This window comes from Halopseudomonas oceani, from assembly GCF_963677335.1.
Lineage (GTDB): Bacteria > Pseudomonadota > Gammaproteobacteria > Pseudomonadales > Pseudomonadaceae > Halopseudomonas > Halopseudomonas oceani.
The window spans coordinates 1,687,261-1,711,673 of the sequence record NZ_OY781932.1 but is presented as its reverse complement, the minus strand read 5'-3'; the positions used below and the strand labels follow the sequence as shown (position 1 = coordinate 1,711,673).

Genomic DNA, 24,413 nt, shown 5'->3' with positions numbered 1-24,413 from the left:
AGAAACGGAAAGCAGCACGCGCGCTATATCAGGGCACCCCAAAGATCACCCACTCACCGCCAACAAATGACTCATCGCCGTCTTCAACTTCATCGGTTTCACCGGCTTATGCAGAATCACATGCCCCAGCTCGCGCACCTGCAGTTTCAGCGCGTTGCTGTAGTTGGCGGTGATCAGCAGCACGGGCAGCGGTGAGCTGCGGCGGGCGTTGATGCGTTGGACGACGTCGACGCCGTTGACGTCGTTGTCGAGGTGGTAGTCGGCGATCAGCAGGTCGGCCTGGGCGTGGAAGTTGTCGACCTGGGCGGCGAGATCGTCTTCGGACAGCGCGGTGATGACGGTGCAGCCCCAGCCTTCCAGCAGCGTGCGCATGCCGGCGCAGATGGCGGCGTCGTTATCCAGCACCCAGATGGTGGAGCCCGGCAGGCGTTCGCCGATACGGGCGGTGACGGGCTCTTCCTGCACCACGGTCGGTTGCAGCCGGCCAAACGGCACATCGACGCTGAACACCGAGCCGCGGCCTTCGACCGAGCGCACGCGGATACGGTGGCCGAGCATGCGGGCGATTTTGTCGACGATGGCAAGGCCAAGCCCCAGCCCACGGTCGCGGGTGTTGGCGCTAGGATTGACCCGCTTGAACTCCTGAAAAATCTCCTGCAGCTTGTCTTCCGGGATGCCCATGCCGGTGTCCCAGACTTCGATGCGCAGGCCGTGGGCGTGGCGACGGCAGCCGAGCAAGATGCGCCCGGACGGCGTGTAGCGGATGGCGTTGGTGAGGAAGTTGCGCAGAATGCGCAGCAGCAGTTGGGCGTCGCTGCGCACTACCGCATTGCAGGGCACAAAGCTCAGTTGCAGGCCTTCGCTGGCGGCCAGCTGGCGGTATTCGTTGGCGAGGTTGTCGAGCAGGCTGTCGAGGCAGACGGCGTTGATATCCGGCTTGATGACCCCTGCGTCCAGTTTGGAAATGTCGACCAGCGTGCCGAGCAGGTTTTCAACATCCTCCAGCGAGTGGCTGACCTGCCGCACCAGCGATGCACTGCCCTCTGGCACCTGCTGCTCCAGCAGCGCGCCGGTGAATAGCCGGGCGGCGTTGAGCGGCTGCAGCAGGTCGTGACTGACGGCGGCAAGGAATTTGGTTTTCGATAGGTTAGCCTGCTCGGCTTCGCGCTTGGCTTCGCGCAGGCGCGCTTCGGCCTCGGCGCGCTCGCGGATCTCCTGGCGCATCTGGCTGTTTACTTCGGTCAGCTCCTGAGTGCGCTCGCGCACGCGCTGCTCCAGATGCTGATAGGCCTGATGCAACGCCTCGGAGGTGCGCCGCCGCTCGGTGATGTCGCGGATCATCACGAAGATACCGACCACCTCGCCGTCGCTGTCACGGTTCGGCACATAGGAGCGCAACAAGTAGCGCTGGTGGCCGTCCAGATTGGGTTCGGCAAACTCGAAGCTGACGCTTTCGCCGTTGAAGGCGCGGGCGATGTAAGGCTCCAGGCGGGCGTACTGCTCGGCGCTGTGCACCCGGTGCAGGCTGTGACCGAGAATCTCGCCGCGGGCCCAGCCGTACCAGTCTTCATAGACCTTGTTGGTGAACTGATAGGTCAGATCGGCACCGACGTAGGCGATCAGCGCGGGCACGTGGTCGGTAATCAGCCTGACCCAGCGCTCGCTGTCCTCCAGCGCACGGGCGTAGAGGTCGCGCTCGGTGATGTCGGTAAAGGTGTTGACGAAGCCGCCGGTGGGCATGGGGTGGGTGCGCACCTCCAGCACCCGGCCATTGCCCAGATGCTGCTCGCAGGTCAGCACCGGCGCGCCCTGCTCGGTGCGGCTGTAGGGCGTGAACAGCTCCAGTTCGCTGTCTTCCATCACCTCGTCGAACGGGCGGTGGGCTTCAATCGGCGCCAGCCCAGCTAGTTCCAGGAAGCGGCCGTTCCAGACTTCCAGCGCGCCTTCGTCATTCACCACCGCCACGCCCTGCGACAGGCTGTCGACAGTACGCTGCAGCAGCCGGGTCTTCTGCTCCAGCGCCTTCTCGCGCCGCGCCTTCTCAGACTGCTTGAGGTCGGTGATGTCGGTGTACATGATCACCAGCCCGCCTTCGCGGGTCGGCCGTTCGCTGACCTGCATCCAGCGCTGGTCACGCAGTTGGTGCAGCAGATGGCCGTCGGCAGCGGCGTCGGTATCGACGATCAGCCCGGCGCTCAACGCCATGCGCTTGACCTCACCCAGCGAGGTGCCTTCGGTGATGCGCACGCCGGTACCCTGCCAGAACGCGGCAAAGCGGCGGTTGTAGAGCACGATGCGCTTGTTCTCGTCGAACAGCACGAAGGCATCGGGCACGCTTTCGATGGCGTCGATCAGGTAGTGGTGGGCTTTCTCGGCGCGGGCACGGGCATCGCTCAGCAGGCGGTTGCTGGCCTGCAGCTCGGCCATGGTGTCGTTTAGCGCCTGGGTGCGTTCACGCACCTGTTCAGCAAGTTCCACCGAGTGCTGAAACGCGGCGTAGCTTTCGGTGCGCTGGCTGGAGCTGGATTCGACCCGCTCGATCAGCGCAGCGTTGATGCGTTTGAGTTTGCGGTTTTCCGCGCGCAGGGCTTCCAGCTCGGCCAGCAGCTCCGGGTCATGCAGCGGCAACTCAACGCGGGAATGCAAAGGCCACCCCGGTGAAAGTCTGGTTGATGTGCATGCCGTTGAACTGCTCGCCGTAGGTGTTGAAGCCGATCACCCGGTTGGCAGCGAGAAACTCGGACATGCGCTGGTCTTCACCGCGCAGCTCGGATTCCATGCGGCGCAGGAAGCAGTCGCAGCCGAGGATCAGCACCGGTTCACCGAGACGCTGGCGCAATTGCTCAAAACGCAGCCGCAGATTCGGCAGCAGCTCCCCCGGCGTCATCGCCGTGAGCACGATGCCGGTATCCACCGCGCAGTAGAAGGTCAGGCTGCGGTCCGGATTGACCCGCTGAATCGAGCGCACGTAGAACTGGTCGCGAATGCGCACGGCCAGCGCGTCGAGGGCGAAGTGTTTGCCGCTCAGGTCATCCACCGGCACGCCGACTAGCCGGGCGTATTCCTCGGCGGCGGGTTCGGCGTTCAGTTCCAGCACGGTGCGGGTGCTGCTGTCGGCGTCGGTCACCACCAGTTTGCTGTCGGTGGGTTTGAGGTGATGGGTGGTGAACACCTCAAAGTCCAGCCAGGTGTTCACCATCACCACCACTGCCGCGCCGGTAAGGAAGCGGCCCTGATAGTAGACGTGGGTATGGCTCAGGTGGTTGTCGTCGCCGGCTGAACCGCCGAAATGGGGAATGCTGCCAAGCGCGGCGCTCAGGGTGTTGAGCACCAATTCCTCGCGGCTGGACAGGCCATCGAGCATGGTCAGCGCGAAGGTGTGATCCTTGACCGGCGCCAGATTGACCTGCCGGCAGTGGCCAAGCATGCGCTCTACCGCCTGCTGGGCCTCAACCAGGCTGAAGCTGTCGAGCGCTCGGATCAGCGTGCAGTCAACCGCGAAGGTGCGCAGATCCAGCCCAACCGCGCTGATGCAGCCGCGGCCATACCCTGCGGCGCTGATTTCTCCGGCAGTGGTGCAGCCCAGCAGCATGACGCCGCCAAAGTGCTGATCCAGCGCGGTCGCCAGTTTGTCGAGGGGGTATTCGGCCGAGCAGAAGAACAGCACACAGCCCAGATGCGGGTGCAATAACTGGCGCGCCAGATCCTGCGCCGCAGCGTCCGGGTCGGTCGCCTCGGTCATGGCGGTGCGAAAGCAGTCGTCGAGCGGCTGGGTGCTGAAGTCGGGCATACCGGAAATCGGGTTCATGCCAACGATTCTAGAGAGCAGGCAAGCCCCGGCCCTATGCTACTTCAGTACTGAATTGGTAGGTCTTGGGAACGACGCCAGAGCTGGCGTAACCCGGACTCGCCATCACCCCACTGCACACCGTCATTCCCCTCACTACACCGTCATTCCCGCGCAGGCGGGAATCTACCGGGTCACTCAGGCACCGCGATGGATCCCCGCCTTCGCGGGGATGACGTGGAAGGACGCGACGTGCCAGATTTGGGCTCGGGTATCGCCTGATCGTCACAAACCAAAAGCCGCAGCTCCGTCTCTAGAATCCCTTCGCATGCGTCAGAGCCCCACCACACACCGTCATTCCCCCCACTACACCGTCATTCCCGCGCAGGCGGGAATCCAGTGGCCACTCAGGCCCCACGATGGATCCCCGCCTGCGCGGGGATGACGTGCAATTGAAATGGTGGGTTAGCACGACACACCACGGGTCCGGCGCAACAACATGCAAAAACCCCCGCCTGCATGCGCAAACGGGGCCGATACCAGCAGACGCAATTACCAGCTCAGCGCGACACCCAGCGCCACCGAGTCAGTCTCTTCGATGGTAAGGTTGTTGGTGCGATCTTCGATCTCGAACTGGTTGTACTCAGCCACCAGCGTCAAGTGCTCGTTAATGCTGTGGAACAGGCCGATGGCGCGGGTTTCGTAGTCAGCGGCAACGCCCAGACCATTGCCGTCGTCTTCGGTCTTGCCATAGGACAGCGCCAGCCGGGTCTTGCCGCCGAAGGTGTAGGAACCTTGCAACAGGTGTCCAGTGCTGTCGACTTCACGCAGAACCGCTTCGCCGGCGTTGTTGGTGAAGAACGGGTTGATGCCTTCGGCGTCAAAACCTGACGCGGTCACGGACAGGGCGCCCATCTTCGCCTGGACGCCGTAGCCAAAACCCTGGGAAGTCACGTCATCAACGGTGCTGTCGGTGTTCTTGGAGGTCTGGTAACCGGCGTTCACCCAGCTGTAGATGTCGGCGCCAGCCAGGTCGAACTGGTAGGTGACTTCGGTTTCGAAACGCGGTGCGTCCTGATAGTTCTTGCCAACAGCGCTGTCGTCACTGGTGTCGACCGGGTCCATGATACCGGCGGCAACACGCAGGCCGCCCATGACCGGCGAGCGGTAGGTGATCTGAGCGGTCGGGAACGGGTACGGGTAACCGCTGCCGATGTTGCCGAAGGACACACCGCCGCCGTCAACCAGGCCCAGGGTGTCGCTGACTTGGCCGTAACCGGCCAGCATTTCGTCGAGCAGGATATTGGAGCGGGCAAACAGGCCGAAGTCCTTACCGACCAGCACTTCACCCCAATCGCCGCCAATGGTGCCGTAGAACTGACGAACGTCGATGTCGGTCGCGGTGCTGTTGGTTTCGCTGTCGTTGATGGTGACCCAGAAGGACGAACGCGCACCCAGCTTCAGGTCACCCATGTCCTTGCCCATGTTGAAACCGATGTAGTTCGGCAAAAAGCCCATCTTGACGCGGGCCTGGTCGCGGTCCAGATCGTCGTTGATGTTGTCGGTGTCGGTCTGGACGTAGAAGGCGTTGACGTAGCCGTCAGCGGAGAAGGTCGTACCGTCTTCGTCGTACAGGGTGATGGCGGCGGACGCCGGGGCGCTCAGCAGTGCGAGGGCGATGGGGGTAAGCAGGGTGCAGGCAATCTTGTTCTTGTACATGGTGCTCTCCGATGTAATCAGTGACTAAAGCGTCACGCCGATTATCAGAAAGCCCCCTGCCCGCCCCCATTGGCCATGAGCGGCGGTTGCCTTGCCCTTTGGTGTCTGCGACCAAGCGACGAACAGGCGCGTCGGTGGCAGGTTGTATTTACAACCTACCGAGGTAGTAGAAGCGGTAGCCGCCTCAATCGGCCCCCGCCTGTCGGCTCACCAGGCGCCAGCGCGCACTGTGCGGCAAGCGACTGACAAAGGCGCTCCAGTGCGCACCGGTCAAGGCCAACAACGCCTGCTGCTCTGCCACCAACTGACCTTCACGCTGCCAAAGGCAATCATCCCAGTGCGCCTCGAAGCCCTGCTGCGGATGCTGCCGCTGCTGCTCCAGCAACCGCGACAGATGGGCAGCCTGTGCTTGCAACTGCTCGGCAGACAGCGCGACCAACGCCGGCATACTCTGCTCGAGAAATCCGTCGACCGCTGATTCGATGCAACGGTGCGAACGCTCCGGTGACTGCACCAGCAACAACAGACCGGACCGACCGGCACGCCGGTGCAGGCGCGCCACCACCCAGTATCCAAGCTGCTGGCGGGTGCGCAGTTCGGCAAAAAACGGATCAGCCAGCCGGTGATGCAGTAACCGCCAGCAAGCCGCTTCAAGTACGCTGTCGTCTTCGGCTGGCAGGTACAGTAGCTGCGCGCGATCGGTATGTTTGCTGCTGACCTCGCTGACCTGCAGCTGCCCCGGCTGCAGCTGCGGTAACGGGCAGCACCAGTCAAAGGGTTGCATCAAGCGCGGACAGAGGTTGAGCAGCAACTTGGCCATTTGCGCAGACTCGGCCTCTGGGCAGCCGTCAGGTTTGAGCCAGATGATCTGTGCTTCGGCGCACAACCGCCGCCAGAGTGCGAGGGGGTCGCGCAACCGCATGGCCCGGGTTGAGCGCTCGCGCTCCAGCGCTTGTAACAACCGCCAGGCTGGCAGCGCGTCAGCCTCCTCCTGCGCCCAGCGTCGGCTGCGCCGCTCGATAAGCGCCAACTGGCTTGTGGCTGGTGGGGTATGCAACTGGCTCAGCAGCTCGCGCATGAATCCCGGCAGCAGGGTCGGCGGGCCAGCAACATCCAGCACCAGTTGCCCCGCTGCCAATGACCATTGCAGGCTAATGCCAACACGGGCTCCCCATTGCTGCAGCGCCTCACTCTGCAATGTCCAGCAAGCCTGCAGCCAGCGGCGCTCGGCGATACTCGCTGCGGTATCGGCCCAGCACCAAGCGAGCCGAGTGCGTAGCGCGCCCGCACGGCCTGCATAGCGGCGCAGCCGCAAACCGGGCAGTACCGTGGACCAGCGTAGCCCTTTCGGGGCCTCGGCCAGCGGCCCGAGGCAGGAGCCAAGACGCCCTGCCAGATCGGCCGAGGGCGCCGGGGGTAGCTGCAGCGGTCGCGCCTGCCAAGGGGTGCCGGTGTGCGCGCATCGTTCACCTCCGTGCAAGCGGGGCTGACGCTGTAGCAGCAAACGCCTGGCTGGCAGGAGTTGATCAAGCAGCGCTTGCCAGTCAGACATACTGACGGTATCCAGCGCAACGCCAGCCACGTCCAGCACCTGTTCGGCGGGCAATTCCAGCAGCCTCAAGGCATAGCGTCGGCAGCTGTCGAGCAGGTCGCCCTGCGGCCCAAGGTCAAAGGCAGTCTGCGCCAGTGCCCGACGCGCCGCCTGCGGCCACTCGGCTGGGTCTTTGCTGCGCATGGCCTGCAGCCAGCCATCCAGCCCGGCCAGCACCTGCTCGGGCTCAGCGTCAGCGCTCTGCAGCTCAATACGCAGCAGAGCCTGACCACCGACATCCGCGTCCAGCGAGGCGTGCAGTTCATCGAGCAGCCCTCGGTCTCGCAGATACCCCAGCGCACCGCCCGGTGCCGGGCTGTTCAGCCAGTCACACAGCCATTTAGCCGCCGCACCATGCACATCACAGCCCATCAGCGGATACAGCAGGACGGATTGCGGCTGACCGCTGCGGCCCTGCCAATCCAGCTGCAGCGGCAGCTGTCCGCTGGCAAACAGCGGCTGGGCGAAGGGTTCCGGCGCGCGACCCGCCAGTAGTTGCTCTGCGCTCTCCTGTGCCAGCGCCAGCAGTTGCTCAGGCCGCTGCGGCCCATACAGCACCAATGCCATGCTGCCAGCGCGATAATGAATGCCGTGCCACTGACGCAGGCGTTCAGCCAGCCAGCCCGGGTCACCGGCAAGGCTAACGGCATTGCCAGCGCTGAAGCGGCTGAGCGGATGGTCCGGGTGCACCACTTCGGCCAGGACCGCCTGGGCATGAATAGCGTCGTCGGCCAGCCGGGTATGAAATTCGGCGTCGATTACCCGCCGCTCCTGCTCAACCTGGTCGGGCGCAAACAGCGGAGCCGCCAGCATGTCGGTCAGCTGCGCCAGACAGGGCTGCAGCCCCTGCGGGCTCACCGAGCAGAAAAAGCTGGTCGAATGCGGAGCGGTGCTGGCGTTGAAGCGCCCGCCCCACTCCGCCACCCGGGCGGGAAACGAGCCCGGCTCCGGCCAGCATTGCGAGCCCATAAACAGCATGTGTTCCAGCAGATGCGCCAGCCCCGGCAGGTCATCCGGTTCGGCATGACTGCCAGCGGATACCTGCAGGACAGCGCAGGCCTGGCTGGCTTGAGCGTCGTGAATCAGTAAACAGAGCAAACCGTTGGCGGCGCGGTACAGTTGGTAGTCACGCTGGTCGGCAGGCAGGGAGGCAAGAGGTATCGAGTACACGGCAGGTCACGCAGGGGAAAAAGCCAGCGCTCAGGTTAACGCAGGCAAAGGCCACCTCCGGAAAACCGGTACCAAAGTAGTAGAGCAGGGTGACAAATGGCGAAAAGCCATAACCAGGGCTTCCGGATGGCCCTGGCGGATAGAAAAAGGGAGTGCGCGGGCGCGCACTCCCGACTGCTTAGCGCTGGCTGACTGCCGCGCTGCTCGGCAGCTTGAAGGTCCACAGCGTGCCGCCCTGGGTGAAGTTCTTCACCCGCTCGGCAACGTGGCCACCCCACAGCGGCACCGCGCCACCCCAGCCGGACATGACGGAGACGTACTGCTCACCATCCATCTCCCAGGTAATCGGCGAACCGATCACACCGGAACCGGTGTTGAACTGCCAGAGCTTCTCACCGTTGCGGGAGTCAAAGGCCATCAGATAACCCTCGGGGTTACCGGTGAATACCAGATTACCCTGGGTGCTCAGCACACCACCCCACAGCGGGGCCGGGTTCTGGTAGCGCCAGATTTCCTCACCAGTTTTCGGGTCCATCGCCCGCAACACGCCGATGTAGTCGTCGTTCAGCGGCTTGATGGTAAAGCCAGCCCCCAGATAGGCGGCGCCTTTTTTGTAGGTGGTTGCTTCGTTCCAGATGTCCATGCCCCACTCGTTCGACGGTACGTAGAACAGGCCGGTGTTCTGGCCGTAGGACATCGGCATCCAGTTCTTGCCGCCGAGGAAGGCCGGGGCAGTGAAGACCTGACGGCCGGCATCGCCGGATTCGGTCGGCGCGCCCGGACGGTAGTCATCGGCGTAAACCGGACGACCGTTCTCATCCAGACCGGTGGCCCAGGTGATCTTGTCGACAAACGGGAAGCCGCGGATGAAATCACCGTTGGTGCGGTCCAGTACATAGAAGAAGCCGTTACGGTCGGCAGTACCGGCCGCTTTCACTTCCTTGCCGTCTTCTTCGTAGTTGAAGGAGATCAGCTCGTTCACGCCGTCAAAGTCCCAGCCGTCATGCGGGGTGGTCTGGAAGTGCCAGACGATCTGACCGTTGTCAGGGTTCAGAGCCAGACGCGACGAGGAGTAGAGGTTGTCACCAGGGCGCAGGTGCGAGTTCCAGGGTGCCGGGTTACCGGTGCCGAAGAACAGCAGGTTGGTTTCCGGATCGTAGTAGCCACCCAGCCAAGGCGCGCCGCCACCGGTCTTCCACAGGTCGCCCGGCCAGCTCTGGTTAGCCTCGCCACCGGAGATACCGGCCTCCACCGGCTGGCCGTCTTCATAGACGTAACCCATGTGACCTTCAATGGTCGGACGAGTCCACAGCAACTCGCCGTTGGTGGGGTTGTAGGCTTCGATCTTGCCGACCACACCGAATTCACCACCGGAGACGCCGGTGATCAGCTTGCCGTCCACCACCAGCGGCGCGGCGGTGATCGAGTAACCGGCCCGGTAGTCGGCCACGGTCTTGCGCCAGACGACCTTGCCAGTATCCTTGTCCAGAGCGACCAGCTTGGCGTCCAGGGTGCCAAAGATCACCAGGTTGTCGTAGAGCGCAACGCCACGGTTGATCACGTCGCAGCAGGGCATGATGCCGTCAGGCAGGCGGGCATCGTACTGCCACAATTTGGTGCCGGTGTGGGCGTCCACCGCAAAAACGCGCGAGTAGGAACCGGTGATATACATCACACCGTCCTTGATCATCGGCTGGGACTGCTGACCGCGCTGCTTCTCGCCCCCCAGCGAGAAAGCCCAGACCGGCTGCAGGCTGCTGACGTTGTCGGTATTGAGCATGTCCAGGGTGCTGTAACGCTGACCCTGCAGACCCATGCCGTTGGTGACCACCTGGCTGTTGTTGGTGGCGTCGGCACGGATATCGTCGTTGGTGACATTGGCTGCTGCCACGCCGGCGACGCTCATGGCGGCAACCAGCGTGGTCAACAGAAAGGAAGAGCGGGCATGTTTGGTCATTGCTGCTACCTCTGAGATGTTGTTGTATTGGCGCAGTCGGGTTGCGCTGAACGACACTCAGGTAGCGCTCAGCACGTCCCACACGATGAAACGGGAAAATTTCCTGCTTCTGGCCACGATTCTTGGCTCAGAGCCCAATACCAACAATTGCTCACAGGGGTGATTTCCTTACTCCCTTGGTAGCACTACCCGCCCTACTCAGAACACCAGACGCGCGCCAACCGTGAGGTTGCGGCCAGGCAACAGCACCTCATCCTTGATGAACGAGCTGTGCTGACGCGCCTTTTCATCAAGCAGATTGTTGCCGCGCAGATAGAGCAACACGTCGCTTTCGCCCAGCACGCCACGCCAGTTCACGCCAGCGCCCAGCAGGGTGTAATCGCCGGTCTCGGTCTCGTAGTCGGCGGTATGGTCCTGACGCATTACCTGACTCGCTTCCAGCTGCGCCGACAGGGCACCGGTCAGGCGCTGATTCAGCCGCACGCCCACCCGATCAGCCGGGATGCGCGGCAGATCACCACCGTCCTTCAGGCGACCACGCACGCTGTCGCCAAACAGGGTAAGACCGGTCGCTGCAGTCGCCTGCCAGCTGACACTGCCTTCAACACCCTGCAACACCGCATCGGCCTGGCGGTACTCCACCACCCGGTAACCGGCCCCTGGATCCGCGCCGGTATCAGCCGCGAAGATGAAGTCATCCACCTCGTTGCGATAGACACTCACATCAAAGGTCACCGCACCACGGGTACGACGCAGGCCCAACTCGGCGTTGATCGCAGTTTCCCGATCCAGATCCGGATCACCCAGTTCTACCGTACGGGTCGCCGCATGCGGGCCGTTGGCGTACAGCTCTTCAGCGGCAGGCAGGCGCTGCGAACGCGACAGTGAGCCGTACAGCGCCAGATCCGGCTGGAACTGCCAGGTAGCACCCAGTGAAACCGAGGTGCCGCGATGGTCGGCGTCGTCACTACCCTGCTTGACCTCCACCGACTGCCATTCCTGACGCAGGCCCACTTCATACAGCCAGTCGCCGGTCTCATAGCTTTCCAGCAGGAACAGCGCGCGGTTGTGGGTCAGTGTCGCCGGGACATAAGCCTCCTCCCCTTCCGCAGCAAAATCACGGCGGGTCAGCTGGGTGCCGATCACTCCGCGCCAGCCAGCAACCGGGGCGTGGGTAACCTCAAGGCGCCCGTCTGTACCGCGGTTGGTAAAGCGGGTTCCGACTTCGTCACCTTCCATCTCGACGTGGCGATAGTCGGTATCGGCAACGCGCAGGCGTACACGCTCTACGCCAGCAAACGGATTCTGATATTCGCCACGCAGATCCCAGCGGCGCTGCTCCATATCGATCCAGGCATCGGCGTGTTCATCGTCGTCGTGGCCGTGACCATGCCCATGACCACCGCAGTGCCAGTCCGGGCCGTGGGTGTGGCAGTCGGCGTGCTCATGTGCCAGCAGACCGTATTCGCGATCCTGGCGGCTGTAGGCCAGACCCAGATAGCCCTGCTCACCAATCCAGCTCAGCCCCAGCGAGCCGGTATCGGTATCGTTGTAGGCGCCTTCCTGACGGGACGGATGGCCCGGGATGCGGTAGGGATCAGCCTCACTCTTGCCGCCTTCGATACGCATCGCAAAGGCACCAGTGCCGAGGGTAAGTCCGGCAGAGCCGGCGCGCTCATCGGCGACCGTGTTAGCCCGCAGGTCAATCTCGCCTTCATAACCGCGTTCGGGCACATAGGTCGGTACTCGGCGATCAATCAGGTTGACCACCCCGCCAATAGCCCCGCCACCGTACAGCAGCGTGGCCGGGCCCTTGAGCACCTCCACCCGTTCAATCAGCGCAGTATCAGCGCTGATCGCGTGGTCTGGGCTGATGGTCGAAGCATCCAGCACATCAGCACCGTCGCTCAGCACCCGCACCCGCGCCCCGTCCAGACCGCGAATGACCGGGCGACTGCTGCCCGGCCCAAACCCGGCCGCGCGAACCCCCGGCAACGACTCCAGGCTGTCGGCCAACCCGGTTTCACGCAATGCAAACCAGTCCTCGCCCTGCAGCACCGCCGCCGGCTGAGTCATCTGCTCTGGCGTCTGGTTCAACGCACTGGCGCTGACCGTCAGCGTCGGCAACTCCAGCGGCGCATCCGCCGCCTGCACGGAAGAGACACCAGCGGCCACCGCCGCCAGCGCCAGAGTCAATGGCGTCTTGCTTGAAAACATGGCTGCTCCCTTTCGATTTGGTATTGGCAACGGCGTGGCTGGCACACCGCGGGGGCAGACTATAATTGTTATAACGTAACATTTGAAGCAGAAAACCGTTATTCGAATGTAAGTCGGTGGTAAGCACGTGCGCTCTACGCAAGAGCACAGGAACGGACTCCGCGCAGCCCAATGCAAATAGCCGTAGGGCGGACTAAGCCAAAGGCGTGTCCGCGCTTGGGATTCCGCCACCCGGCTACGTGGTTATGGGCCACATTTAGTACAAACGCGGACACGCCTTTGGCTTAGTCCGCCCTACTGTTTTTCCGCTTTCATAAACAAAAAAAGCCGGCCCAGAGGCCGGCAAAGGAGATCAGTCGATTACTGCGCGTAGCGATCAGGCGGCAAATACCGCAGCCCCTGCGCCGCATAGATAGCCGCCATCCGGCCATCGAGAATCATGCTTTCCACTTCATCGCCCAGTGCATAGGCCAGCTGACGGTTGGAGTCGTGGACCGCCATCCCCAACTCCCACACCTGCTTGCCGATGTTTGGGTAGACGTTTTCGGTCAGTTGCATGCCCGCTGCCGGGTGTTGAGCCAGCAGCCAGTCGATTTCTGCCTGGGTGCCCATCACCGCGTTGACCTCGCCCTTGAGCATGGCGTCGAAGGCTACGCTGAGTGTGCGGTAGTGGTGCGTCATGCCAGCGAGCCGACCATTCAGCACCGAGCCCAGATAGAACGACGGCACCGAGTCTTCCTCTACCCCGACCGGGTAGTACTGAAAGATCGCGATGCTGGGCACGGCATCGATCTTGTTCGGATCATAGGCCGCCTGCCAGCGTTCACGCTGGTAGGGCCCGAACATGTGCACCAGCTCGTTCTTCGGCAGCCCCAGCTCATCGCGGCGGTTGCTGAAGTCCTGATCGTAGGGCACCCGCAACATGACGTCGGCGACTTCGCCCGGGCGCAGGTAATGCCCTTTCCACAGGTGGTTGCGCAGGTCACCGTCAATGGTTTCATCCGCCAGCATCCACTGGATGCTGAGACGCACGCCGAGTCCTTCAGCCAGCGCCTTGGCCAGCGCCACATCAACCCCCGCGGGCTCGTCGCCCTGCATGAAGCTGTAGGGCGGAAAGTCCTGGTACAGGGCCACCCGCAGCTCACCGGAGGCGACGATTTCGTCGTAATCACGGATGTGGGTGATGTTGTAGGCCTGCGCTGGCAGTCCCAGCAGCAGGCAGAGACAAAACAGCCAGGCGCGGATCATGACGTTATTGCTCCACTGCCACACTTTCCAGCCAGGTACGAATGGACCAGAGTGCTTCCTGACTCAGGAAATCAGCCATCTTCGGCATATAGACGCGACCATCGCGGACCGAGCCATTGATGACCCGCTCCTTGAACCACTCATCGCCGTAGTCACCGACTTCCAGGTAACGCAGATCCGGTGTAATGCCGCCAGAGATGCCTTCCAGACCGTGACAGGCGGCGCAGTTCTGGTTGTAGGCCGATGCACCGACCTTGATCGCCAGCTCGTGCTGCGGATGCCCTTCACGGTAGGGGTTGGTTTCACGCCATTCCTCACCGAGTTCTTCCAATCCCTTGGTATCTACTGCCTGGGGCGTGACGTTGCCGTGGGCCAGCGCCTGACCGGCGACCAGCGCCAGGCCAAGTGCAGTCATTTTCAGTGTGTTCTTGTAATGGTTCATACTGCTCACCTCGTGGCCGAATCGATTACGCAAGTGCATTGCTGTCGATTGCCATGGTAGGAAGCCGCCACAACGGGCCCAATGCTGCTTTGGTGGCCGCGAGCTAGTTCGTTGGTAGTAGAAAGCCCTCCCCTTCCGGGCCGTATCCCCTATTCCAGAGCCTTTTCTGCTTTCCCGGAGAAATCCGCCCGATCCTTGGATCAGGTTATCTGCACCCTAAGTAGTCCTCCCTTCCACCCTGTACCAAGCGCCACCGGTACGGGCATTTTTCCCGCCGTATCCGGGCTGTTTTCCGTATCCCGTCTATTGGCACCACGCCCACCATGAGTCGTGGATCAGCCTCCGCTGAACATGCCAACGATCAACAGGAAAACTGCCATGAAAACAACAAGACTTCCCGCGCTGAAGCCCGTCAGCCAGGCGATCAAGAGCCTCGTGATCGCGGCCGGCCTCGGCCTCGCAGCCGGTCCCGTAGCCGCTACCCCAGTCACCTGGGAGGACATCGCCAACGACCACATGACCACCAACAACGTGCTGATGTACGGCCTGGGCACCAACGCCCAGCGCTACAGCCCGCTGAACCTGGTGAATGATGAAAACGTGTTCAAGCTGACGCCGGCCTGGTCTTTCTCCTTCGGCGATGAAAAGCAGCGCGGCCAGGAATCCCAGGCCATCGTCCATGACGGCGTGATCTACGTAACCGGCTCCTACTCGCGGATGTTTGCCCTCGACGCCAAAACCGGGCGGCGACTGTGGAGCTACTCGCATCGCCTGCCCGACGACATCCGCCCCTGCTGCGACGTCGTCAACCGCGGCGCAGCGATCTACGGCGACAAGGTGTTCTTCGGCACCCTGGATGCCGGCATCGTTGCGCTCAACAAGGACACCGGCAAGGTTGTCTGGCGCAAGAAGTTCGCCGACCACAAGGCGGGCTACACCATGACCGGCGCGCCGACCATCGTGCAGGACCAGACCACCGGGCGTACGTTGCTCATCCACGGTTCCTCCGGCGACGAATTCGGTGTAGTCGGCCAGCTGTTCGCCCGCGACCCGGAAACCGGTGAAGAAGTCTGGATGCGCCCCTTTGTGGAAGGCCACATGGGTCGTCTGAACGGCCAGGACAGCACCCCGACCGGCGACATCGAGGCGCCCTCCTGGCCGGATGACCCGAACTCGCCGACCGGCAAGGTCGAGGCCTGGAGCCATGGTGGCGGTGCGCCTTGGCAAAGCGCGAGCTTCGATGCGGCAACCAACACCATCATCATCGGTGCCGGCAACCCGGCTCCCTGGAATGGCTGGGCGCGGACAGCGGAAGACGGCGAGCCCGGCGACTATGACAGCCTCTATACCTCCGGTCAGGTCGGTGTCGACGCCACGACCGGTGAGGTCAAGTGGTTCTATCAACACACCCCGAATGACACCTGGGACTTCTCCGGCAACAACGAACTGGTGCTGTTCGATTACGAAAACGATGGAGAAAAGGTACCCGCTACCGCCCACGCCGACCGCAACGGCTTCTTCTATGTGGTCAACCGGAACGACGGCAAGCTGATGAACGCCTTCCCGTTCGTCGACAACATCACCTGGGCCAGCGGCATCGACCTGGAAACCGGCCGTCCGATCGAAAACGAGGGCCAGCGTCCTCCGCGTCTGGAGGAAGGTCAGGAGCGCAGTGAGGCGATTGAAGTGTCGCCGCCGTTCCTTGGTGGCAAGAACTGGAACCCGATGGCCTACAGCCGCGATACCGGCCTGTTCTATATACCGGCCAACCATTGGAAGGAGGAGTACTGGACCGAGGAGGTCAGCTACAACAAGGGCTCGGCGTATTTGGGGATGGGCTTCCGCATCAAGCGCATGTTCGACGACCACGTCGGCACCCTGCGCGCCATGGATCCCCAAACCGGCAACGTCGTCTGGGAACACCAGGAGTCACTGCCGCTGTGGGCAGGCGTGCTGGCCACCGGCGGCAACCTGATATTCACCGGCACCGGCGACGGCTTCTTCAAGGCCTTCAATGCCGAGACCGGGGAACAGCTGTGGCAGTTCCAGACCGGCACCGGGATCATCTCCCCGCCGATCACCTGGGAACAAGACGGCGAACAGTACATCGGCGTCACCACCGGCTACGGCGGCGCGGTCCCGCTCTGGGGCGGCGATATGGCCGAGCTGACCAAACCGGTCGCTCAGGGTGGTTCATTCTGGGTCTTCAAGTTGCCCAGCTGGGCCAACGAGTAACCCTGTCATGCCCTGCCCGCTCAACGGGCAGGGCTCTGGAGCTGAACATGAAACAGCTGATCTACCTGTCTGCCAGCCTGCTGGCACTGAGCAGCCCCGCGCTGCTGGCGCAAAGTGCAGACATCGCCGAAGAAGATATTCAGACCCTCAACGGCTGCGCCTTGGTTCCCGGCACCCGCTGTCCGGGGGTCGATCTGCGCGGCGCCGACCTGCGTCATATGGATCTGCGCAGGGCCGATCTGACCAGCGCCGACCTGCGTGGCGCGGATCTGCGTCATAGCATCCTGGATCAGGCAAAACTGGACAACGCCCGCCTGGAAAATGCCAACTTTACCCGCGCCAGCCTGCAGCAGACCGCCATGCGCGGCGCCAAGGCCGACGGGGCACGATTTATTGCCATCAACGGCTGGAATCTGACGGCCCAGGGGGCCAGCTTCAACGACGCCGACTTCACCGGCGCCAGCCTGGACTTCGCCCGCTTCAGCGGCGCGACCATGCACAACACTCATCTGCGCGCCGCCAACCTGGAAATGGCCTGGCTACCCAAGGCCGACATGGCCGGGGCCGACCTGCGCGATGCCAACCTGCAGGAGTCAAAGCTCAATCACGCCAACCTTGCCGATGCCAACCTGGAGGGCGCCCGGCTGCACTACGGAACCTTCCTGAACGTCAACATGACCGATTGCACCGCCTGCCCGTTCGGCTGGGAGTAACCGCCGTCACGGTCGCTCCCCTCTTGCACCGAGCCGCGACTGAACGCATTCTGCTAGTGTTTAAGCAGATACCGTTCAGTCAATCGGCAGGTACAGTTTGAAGCCCTATATCCAGACCTTCGATTCACTACGCAACGACATTGCGCTGATGTACAGCAGCGACGAACGCGAAGTGGCGCTGCTGCGCGGCGCCCACCTGACGTCGGTCATTCGTGTCACGCCGGCCATGATGTTTGCCAATTTTGGCGCGGGTGCCTGCATCCTGCTGAGTTTTTCACCCGAGATACCGAGCGGCTTGTGGGTCTGGTTCAGCCTGCTGACCATGCTCTGCATACTCGCTACCCTGAGCTGGAAGCGCATGCCTCAAAGCGGGCTGCTGACCTCAAGCGTACGCCGAATCAAACGCTCTACCCTGCACGCTGCCGGCCTGTCGGGAATCTGGGCGGTGATGATTATCCTCTGGTTTCCGAGCGGCGGCAGTCTGCAGCAAATGAGCATATCCACGCTGGTCACCGGCATGATTGGCGCCGGTGGTTTCGTGCTTAGCCCATTGCCAAGGGCGAGTGTCATCTATGTTGGCCTGTACACCGTTGGCTCGCTGATCGCCTTGCTGCTGACCGGCAAGCCTCACTACATCGCGCTTGCACTGCTGCTGTTTCTCTACTCGCCGATGGTGGTCATCGGTTCCCTGCTGTCCTGGCGCAAGTCGACAGACCTGATCAACGCCCAGCGACAGGCAGCAAGACAGGGAGAAATGCTGTCTGTGCTGCTGCAGGACTTTGAACTCGACGCCGGTGATGCGCTGTGGGAAACCGACCAAAATGGCATGCTTAATCACGTCTCCCCCCGGCTGACCGAGCTGCTTGACCTTGCCCCTGCCGAGCACCAGCGCAAGCGCTTTCTGGATCTGCTGATTGAGCGCTGCCCTGAGCTGAAGGAACAGGCTAACGAACTGATCGAGTGCCGCCAGAACTTCCGCTCACTGCCGCTGACGCTGGAGGACAGCCGGGGGGTACGCCACCTGACCCTGACCGGCAAAATCCTGCTCGATGATCAGGGGCATGTCATCGGCCGACGCGGCATCCTCAGCGACGTGACCGACAAGGTAAACAACGAACGCATGCTGCAAACCCTGGCCCACACCGACTCGCTGACCGGCCTGGCCAACCGCTTCAAACTGCGCGATACCATCAGCGGACTGGTCAAGCGCAACCAGTCACTGGCTCTACTGTCGGTCGACCTGGACCGCTTCAAGAGCATCAATGACAACCACGGCCACAGCACCGGCGACGCCCTGCTTCAGGTCATCGCCCGCCGCCTGATCAGTTGTGCCAGCGAGAGCACGCTGGTTGCCCGTCTCGGCGGTGATGAGTTTGCCCTGGTAGTATGGCCCTTTGAGAACACCGCAGAGATTACCGCCCTGGCCCAGCGGCTGGTCGACAGCCTCAGGGAGCCGGTCACCGTAGCAGAACGGGAGTTTCGCGTTGGCGCCAGCATCGGCATCAGCCTGCGGCGGCCGGACGGTCCGCATCTGGATGATCTAATGGTGCAATCGGATATGGCGCTCTACACCGCCAAAGCCGCCGGCCGCGGCTGCTGGTCACTCTACTCCACCGAGATGGGCGAGCGTAGCCGTCGCCGATTGGCCATTGAAGAAGGGTTGCGACAGGCCATTGAGCGTGGCGAAATCCATGTTCACTGGCAGCCCAAAGTCGACCTGACCCAATGGAAGATTGTCGGCGCCGAGGCGCTGATACGCTGGAGTCACCCACGGCTTGGCCGGATCGGACCGGACGAGTTTATCCCCATTGCCGAACAGGCCGGTCTGATTGAAAGTCTGGGCCACTGGGTACTTGAGGAGGCTTGCCGGGCCGCAGTCAACGAACTGCAAGGACTGACCGTTTCGGTCAATGTCTCGGCGATGCAGGTCCAGTATGGACATTTCCTGGCGGACCTCAAAACCCTGCTCCAGCGCTATCAACTCGCCCCACAGCGGCTGGAACTGGAGCTCACCGAGTCAGTGATTATGGATGACCCGGATCAGGCGCTGGCCATGCTCCACGCCATCCGTGAGACCGGCGTGCGACTGGCGCTGGACGATTTCGGCACCGGCTACTCTTCGCTGTCGTACCTGCGCCGTTTCCCGTTCGACACTCTGAAGATCGACCGCTCCTTCATTACCGAATTGCTGACTCGACAAGACGCCCAGGCCATCGTGCGGATGATTACCGAGTTGGCCATTACCCTCGGCAAGCGCACGGTCTGCGAAGGCGTTGAAACCGCCGAGCAGCTCGATGCTATCTGCGCCACCGGCTGCAACGAGGTACAAGGCTATCTGATATCCCCGCCAGTGCCGCTCTCAGCGTTCCCCCGCAGCCTGCCCGAGCGCCCCAACACCGTCACGGCGGCGACCAGCGAGCCGCAAAGCTGAACGCGGCAGCCCGCTTGCTATTCCATGCCCGTCACAGCGGCAACTCAGCCAGCAGACAGTCACTTGTGATTGGCGTGGTCCAGCAGAGCCGCCAAGTCCAGAATGTCGATCGACTTGTAACCCTGCTTCAACAGACCTAACCCCTCCAGCTTGGCAAGCCCGGTATTAATACTCTGGCGGGTACTTCCCAGCATTTGCGCCAGGTGCTCCTGAGACACCTGTAGCTGAAGCGATGGATTGTGAGCGCGTGATCCAAACCCATGCGCCATCAACCACAGCCTGCGGGCCAGCTTATGGTGGATCGTGCCAGGCTCACCAATGATCTGATAAGCCACACGCAACTTGTTGATGCTCAGACGGGCGATGTCTCGCCAGTATTTCGGGTTGTCGTTCAACCAGCGCTCAAAAGGCTGGCTTGGCACGCACAGCACCAGCGAATCGACATCGGCGACGGCATCACGGATGTAAGGCCTGCCGTCGATCAACGAGATATCACCGAACCAGTGACACGGCTGCAAATAGACCAGCAGCGACGGTGAGCCATCGTGCATTGAGCTGCTGAGGCGAATGGCCCCTTCAACAACGCAATACAGCGCGTGCCTGGCCAACTCCCCATCCCGATACACCGCTTCGCCTGCAGGGCACGGCTGAATTTTCGCATCGCGTAACAGAGCCTGCTTCAGCTCATCCGAGCACGAGGAAAACCAAGCGTCAGAACTGAGCCTATCCAGCAGCAAATCAGCGTCGAGCAGCGTATCCATAATTTCGATTCAAAATTCAATTTTTTGACAGACTGCCACTTTCCCGATGCTTAGGCTAGCGAGCAAATAGTGTTAACCGATAACTGGCGGGAGTAGTCACAATGTTGCAGCACAATGAGTTCACAGGAAAGACCGTATTCGTCGCTGGCGGTACCAGCGGTATCAACCTGGGAATTGCCAAGGCCTTTGCCGCCGCAGGTGCAAAGGTTGCCGTATTCAGTCGCTCACAGGAGCGGGTGGACGCAGCCGTGGCGACGTTGCGAGAGCTAACCTCCGACGCCATGGGATTCAGCGGCGATGTCCGGGATATGGCCAGTGTTCAGGAAGCGCTGTCCCAGACACATGAAGCCTGGGGAACCATCGACGTACTCTGCTCGGGTGCTGCGGGCAACTTTGTGGCTCCCGCAGCCGTAATGTCCCCCAACGGTTTCAAAAGCGTCATGGACATCGACCTGCTCGGCAGCTTCCACGTGCTGCGCGCAGCGCACGCCTACCTGACCAAACCCGGTGCCTCCATTATCAACATTTCTGCACCACAGGCTTCCCAGGCCACGCCGATGCAGGCTCACGTCTGTGCGGCCAAAGCAGGCGTCGACATGCTGACCAAGGTGCTGGCTATGGAATGGGGCCCGGAAGGCGTTCGCGTCAACTCCATCGTTCCTGGCCCGATTGCCGGCACCGAGGGCATGGAACGACTGACTCCCACACCCGAAGCCAAAGCAGCGGTGACCCAGAATATGCCGTTGCGCCGCTTTGGCGAGATCTCGGATGTCGCCAATGTCGCGGTGATGCTCAGCTCCAGCGTATTCGACTACGTCACCGGCGTAGTCTTGCCTGTCGATGGTGGTGCATCGCTGGCCGGTCCCGGACTGTTTGGCGGACAGCCGTAAAACCGAGGCCGGACAATATTGATTCACGCTGCGATCGTGGCCTCCACCCTGGACGCGATCGCAGCGGATTCATGTGCCGACGGACTGAGCCCCGCCGCACTCGGTCGCGATCATTTCACGACCTGCAGGAAACCAATCCAGCTATCCCGTCACAATAATAAGATCGGAGAACACCATGATCAGAGTCACCGTTTCCTACCCACCGCACGAAAACTGCACATTTGATCACGACTACTATCAGAGCGCTCACGCCCAGTTGATCCGTGACCGCCTTGGCGCCCAGGGACTGATCAAACTGGAGATCGACCAAACGCTGCCTGATGGCTCCGGTGCCCTGCCTGCCAGCGTGGCCGCAGCGCATCTCTTTTTTGCGGACGTCGCCAGCTTCCAGGCAGCAATGGCCGCTGCCGGCCAAGAGTTGGGCGATGACCGGGAAAACTACACGGACATCATTCCTGTAGTGGTTGTCAGCCACGTTATCCAATAAGTCAGGACGCTGCCCGTGAACGGATTAATGCAAGACAAGCCGTTGCTGATTTCGTCACTGCTGACCCACGCGGAGCGCTACAGCGGCCAGGTAGAAGTCGTCTCTCGCCGCATCGAAGGAGACCTTCACCGCTACACCTGGGCCGATGTTGCGCAGCGCTCGCGACAGCTGGCCATGGCGCTGGATGAACTGGGCCTTAAGCCGGGAAGCCGCGTTGCCAGTATTGCCTGGAACGGCTATCGCCACCTGGAGCTGTACTACGGTGTCAGTGGCTCAGAAAGGGTGCTGCACACCGTCAACCCGCGCCTGCACAGCTCGCAGATTGCCTGGATACTGCAACACGCCGAGGACGAAGTAGTCTTCTTCGACGAGAGCTTCGCCACCTTGGTAGAGAGCCTCAAGCCACTGGCGCCGGGCGTCAAGCACTGGGTCATGTTGTGTGAGCCAGACGCGCTGGATAACACTGCCGATAGTGAAGGACTGTTGAGTTACGAAGCCCTGATCGCCGCGCAATCTGGCGACTATGTCTGGCCGGAATTCGACGAGCGCACCGCCTCCAGCATGTGCTACACCAGCGGCACGACGGGCAACCCCAAGGCGGTGCTCTACTCGCATCGCTCAACCGTGCTGCATACACTGGTGCTGACCACGCCAAACGGATTGGGCGTCGGCAGCCAGGATGCACTGCTGCCCGTTGTTCCGATGTTTCACGTTAATGCCTGGGGCGTGCCCTACTGCGCCGCACTGGCCGGTGCCAAACTGGTGCTCCCCGGCCCGGCGCTGGATGGGGCGTCGGTATACGACCTGATTGAGCGCGAGGGTGTCACGCTCGCCCTTGGCGTACCCACTGTCTGGCAGACCCTGCTGGACCATATGGAACGCCATCAGCAAACCTTCAGCACCCTGAAGAAGACCTCTATCGGTGGCTCAGCCTGTTCGCCCAGCATGCAGCAGTGCTTCGAAGACCAGCACAACGTCGAAGTGATTCACTGCTGGGGCATGACAGAAACCTCCCCTCTGGGCACCACATCGAAGCTGATGACACAGCATCAGGAGCTCAGCCGCGAAGAGCAGCAGCGGGTGCGGCTCAAGCAAGGCAGACCGGTGTTCGGCATCGACATGCGCATTGTCGACGATCAGGGTATTGAGCAACCGTGGAACGGTAAGGCCGCCGGCCACCTGCAGGTCAAAGGCCCCTGGGTCATTAGCGCCTACTACAAGGATGAGTTCGACAACCGCCTGGATGATGGCTGGTTTGCTACTGGTGATGTCGCCACCATTGATGAGCATGCCTACCTGCAGCTGACCGACCGCAGCAAGGATGTGATCAAGTCGGGCGGCGAATGGCTGTCCACCATTGATATCGAAAACATCGCGTTGAGCCACAACGGCGTCGCCCTGGCAGCCGCGATAGGCGTGCCTCACCCCAAATGGGACGAGCGGCCGGTAGTCGTGGTGCTCAAAAAACCGGACGCCGAGGTCAGCGCCGAGGAGATTCTCGCGCTGTACCCTGGTCGCCTGGCGAAGTGGCAGTCCCCTGACGATGTCATCTTTGTAGATGAAATGCCCTTGGGCGCAACGGGCAAGGTGTTGAAGACGCAGATTCGCCAACAGCTGCAGAGTTACACATTGCCTGGTCTTGGTTCGTGACGATGAGTCATCCAGCGCGCAGCACAGCGCCAGTATCACGGCAACGTGATCTGGCCGCCTCATTCGCGCTGTCTCACTTGTCGACCCGCTTTAGCTCGTCAGGTTCGCCGCCGCGCGGTGGTGAACTTAAGTAGCTGAACAACGTTACGGTCAGACAGCGTTGTGCTTAGCGCCGCCTGACCCAGCAACCTTCCTCTCTAAGGAGAAATACCGTGAAAAATGATGCTCTCATAATAACTGAACTTCGCGGTGGCATTGCCTGGGTAACGATTAATCGTCCCGACAAACTAAACGCCCTGTCCGCCGCAGTGGTTACCGAATTACGAGAAAAAGTCACTGAACTGGAAGCCAACGACGAGGTGCGGGTCATCGTACTGCGTGGCGCCGGCAAGACTTTCTCGGTCGGCTACGATATTGCCGAAGGTATCGAGAAAGGCGTTTCCAGCGCAGAAGACTGGCATAACGCACTGACCCGCAACGTCGACCTGTCGATGGCCGTCTGGGCTTGCACCAAACCGACCATTGCCGCAGTCGACGGCTGGTGCCTGGCGGGCGCGTGTGAACTTGCCATGGCCTGCGACATGATCATCGCGTCGGACCGCTCGCATTTCGGTGAACCGGAAATCCGTTTCGGCTCCGGCCCTGTGACACTGCTAATGCCCTTCCTGATCGGGCAGAAAAAAACTAATGAACTACTGCTGACCGGCGACGTCGTCTCCGCAGAAGCAGCCGAAGCAATGGGGCTGATCAACCACGTCGTGCCGGCAACCGAGCTGGAAGAAACCGTCGACAAACTGGCCAAAAAAATCGCCATGACGCCTGCAGTTACCTTGCGACTGACCAAGCTGGCGTTGACCCGAGCCTATGAGGCGATGGGGTTAAGACAAGCCGTCACAGCCAACCTCGATGTCGTCTCCATCCTCAACTCCGCCTACTCCCCCGAGAAAGCCGAGTTTGGCGAGCGGGTCAAAAGCCACGGACTACGCGAAGCATTGAACTGGCGGGACTCGCGTTACGGTTCGCTTTAGCACAGGCGCTCGTTACGCAGCAAAGGCGCGCCCTGCTGCAGCACAGGTCAGTCCTGACGAAGGCTTTCACCGTCAGTTCGTCTGACA

Annotated in this window: 16 protein-coding genes; 7 read left to right on the top strand and 9 right to left on the bottom strand. The window is 61.9% G+C overall.

Annotated features, from left to right (window positions below):
• Positions 1-45: 45 nt before the first annotated feature.
• The 8 genes from ACKPCU_RS08100 to pedF all read right to left on the bottom strand — a co-directional run bounded on the left by ACKPCU_RS08100 (position 46) and on the right by pedF (position 14,131).
• Positions 46-2,646 carry a NahK/ErcS family hybrid sensor histidine kinase/response regulator gene (locus tag ACKPCU_RS08100; protein ID WP_407651835.1) on the bottom strand — a complete coding sequence of 867 codons (2,601 nt, stop codon included), beginning with the start codon at positions 2,644-2,646 and terminating at the stop codon, positions 46-48.
• Complete coding sequence (gene nosP / locus ACKPCU_RS08095) at positions 2,630-3,790, bottom strand: nitric oxide-sensing protein NosP (RefSeq protein WP_321351785.1); 1,161 nt, start codon at positions 3,788-3,790, stop codon at positions 2,630-2,632. The genes ACKPCU_RS08100 and nosP overlap by 17 nt, the downstream gene beginning before the upstream one ends.
• A gap of 549 nt (positions 3,791-4,339) precedes the next feature.
• Positions 4,340-5,506 (bottom strand): porin, encoded by a 1,167-nt coding sequence (locus ACKPCU_RS08090; RefSeq protein ID WP_321351278.1) that lies wholly within the window; start codon positions 5,504-5,506, stop codon positions 4,340-4,342.
• A gap of 184 nt (positions 5,507-5,690) precedes the next feature.
• Positions 5,691-8,267: an insulinase family protein gene (locus ACKPCU_RS08085; RefSeq protein WP_321351275.1), complete on the bottom strand. Its 2,577-nt coding sequence runs from the start codon at positions 8,265-8,267 to the stop codon at positions 5,691-5,693.
• Positions 8,268-8,445: 178 nt separating this feature from the next.
• A complete protein-coding gene (locus tag ACKPCU_RS08080) occupies positions 8,446-10,224 on the bottom strand; it encodes a PQQ-dependent methanol/ethanol family dehydrogenase (RefSeq protein WP_321351273.1) in 1,779 nt (592 codons plus the stop codon).
• A gap of 198 nt (positions 10,225-10,422) precedes the next feature.
• The gene (locus tag ACKPCU_RS08075) at positions 10,423-12,441 is read right to left on the bottom strand and encodes a TonB-dependent receptor (RefSeq protein ID WP_321351271.1); all 2,019 of its coding nucleotides are present in this window, start codon (positions 12,439-12,441) and stop codon (positions 10,423-10,425) included.
• A 360-nt stretch (positions 12,442-12,801) separates the two neighbouring features.
• Positions 12,802-13,689, bottom strand: coding sequence for a substrate-binding periplasmic protein (locus ACKPCU_RS08070; RefSeq protein WP_321351269.1), 888 nt, complete (start codon positions 13,687-13,689; stop codon positions 12,802-12,804).
• Positions 13,690-13,693: 4 nt separating this feature from the next.
• Positions 13,694-14,131 carry a cytochrome c-550 PedF gene (pedF, locus tag ACKPCU_RS08065; protein WP_104737106.1) on the bottom strand — a complete coding sequence of 146 codons (438 nt, stop codon included), beginning with the start codon at positions 14,129-14,131 and terminating at the stop codon, positions 13,694-13,696.
• A 378-nt stretch (positions 14,132-14,509) separates the two neighbouring features.
• Here pedF and ACKPCU_RS08060 point away from each other — a divergent pair, with 378 nt between their 5' ends.
• The 3 genes from ACKPCU_RS08060 to ACKPCU_RS08050 all read left to right on the top strand — a co-directional run bounded on the left by ACKPCU_RS08060 (position 14,510) and on the right by ACKPCU_RS08050 (position 19,510).
• Entirely contained in the window at positions 14,510-16,366 is a 1,857-nt protein-coding gene (locus tag ACKPCU_RS08060) for a PQQ-dependent methanol/ethanol family dehydrogenase (RefSeq protein ID WP_104737105.1), read from the top strand.
• 47 nt (positions 16,367-16,413) lie between these two features.
• Positions 16,414-17,079 (top strand): pentapeptide repeat-containing protein, encoded by a 666-nt coding sequence (locus ACKPCU_RS08055; protein WP_321351265.1) that lies wholly within the window; start codon positions 16,414-16,416, stop codon positions 17,077-17,079.
• Positions 17,080-17,176: 97 nt separating this feature from the next.
• Positions 17,177-19,510 (top strand): putative bifunctional diguanylate cyclase/phosphodiesterase, encoded by a 2,334-nt coding sequence (locus ACKPCU_RS08050; protein WP_321351263.1) that lies wholly within the window; start codon positions 17,177-17,179, stop codon positions 19,508-19,510.
• A 59-nt stretch (positions 19,511-19,569) separates the two neighbouring features.
• Here ACKPCU_RS08050 and ACKPCU_RS08045 read toward each other — a convergent pair whose 3' ends face one another.
• Complete coding sequence (locus tag ACKPCU_RS08045) at positions 19,570-20,271, bottom strand: Crp/Fnr family transcriptional regulator (protein ID WP_321351261.1); 702 nt, start codon at positions 20,269-20,271, stop codon at positions 19,570-19,572.
• A 101-nt stretch (positions 20,272-20,372) separates the two neighbouring features.
• Between ACKPCU_RS08045 and ACKPCU_RS08040 the strand changes: the two genes are divergently transcribed.
• The 4 genes from ACKPCU_RS08040 to ACKPCU_RS08025 all read left to right on the top strand — a co-directional run bounded on the left by ACKPCU_RS08040 (position 20,373) and on the right by ACKPCU_RS08025 (position 24,326).
• Positions 20,373-21,161, top strand: a complete 789-nt coding sequence (locus tag ACKPCU_RS08040; protein WP_321351260.1) for an SDR family oxidoreductase — start codon at positions 20,373-20,375, stop codon at positions 21,159-21,161.
• Between the two features lie 175 nt (positions 21,162-21,336).
• Positions 21,337-21,648 carry an EthD family reductase gene (locus ACKPCU_RS08035; protein ID WP_321351258.1) on the top strand — a complete coding sequence of 104 codons (312 nt, stop codon included), beginning with the start codon at positions 21,337-21,339 and terminating at the stop codon, positions 21,646-21,648.
• Between the two features lie 15 nt (positions 21,649-21,663).
• The gene (locus tag ACKPCU_RS08030) at positions 21,664-23,298 is read left to right on the top strand and encodes a 3-(methylthio)propionyl-CoA ligase (protein ID WP_321351255.1); all 1,635 of its coding nucleotides are present in this window, start codon (positions 21,664-21,666) and stop codon (positions 23,296-23,298) included.
• Positions 23,299-23,510: 212 nt separating this feature from the next.
• Entirely contained in the window at positions 23,511-24,326 is an 816-nt protein-coding gene (locus ACKPCU_RS08025; RefSeq protein WP_321351252.1) for an enoyl-CoA hydratase/isomerase family protein, read from the top strand.
• Positions 24,327-24,413 lie beyond the last annotated feature (87 nt).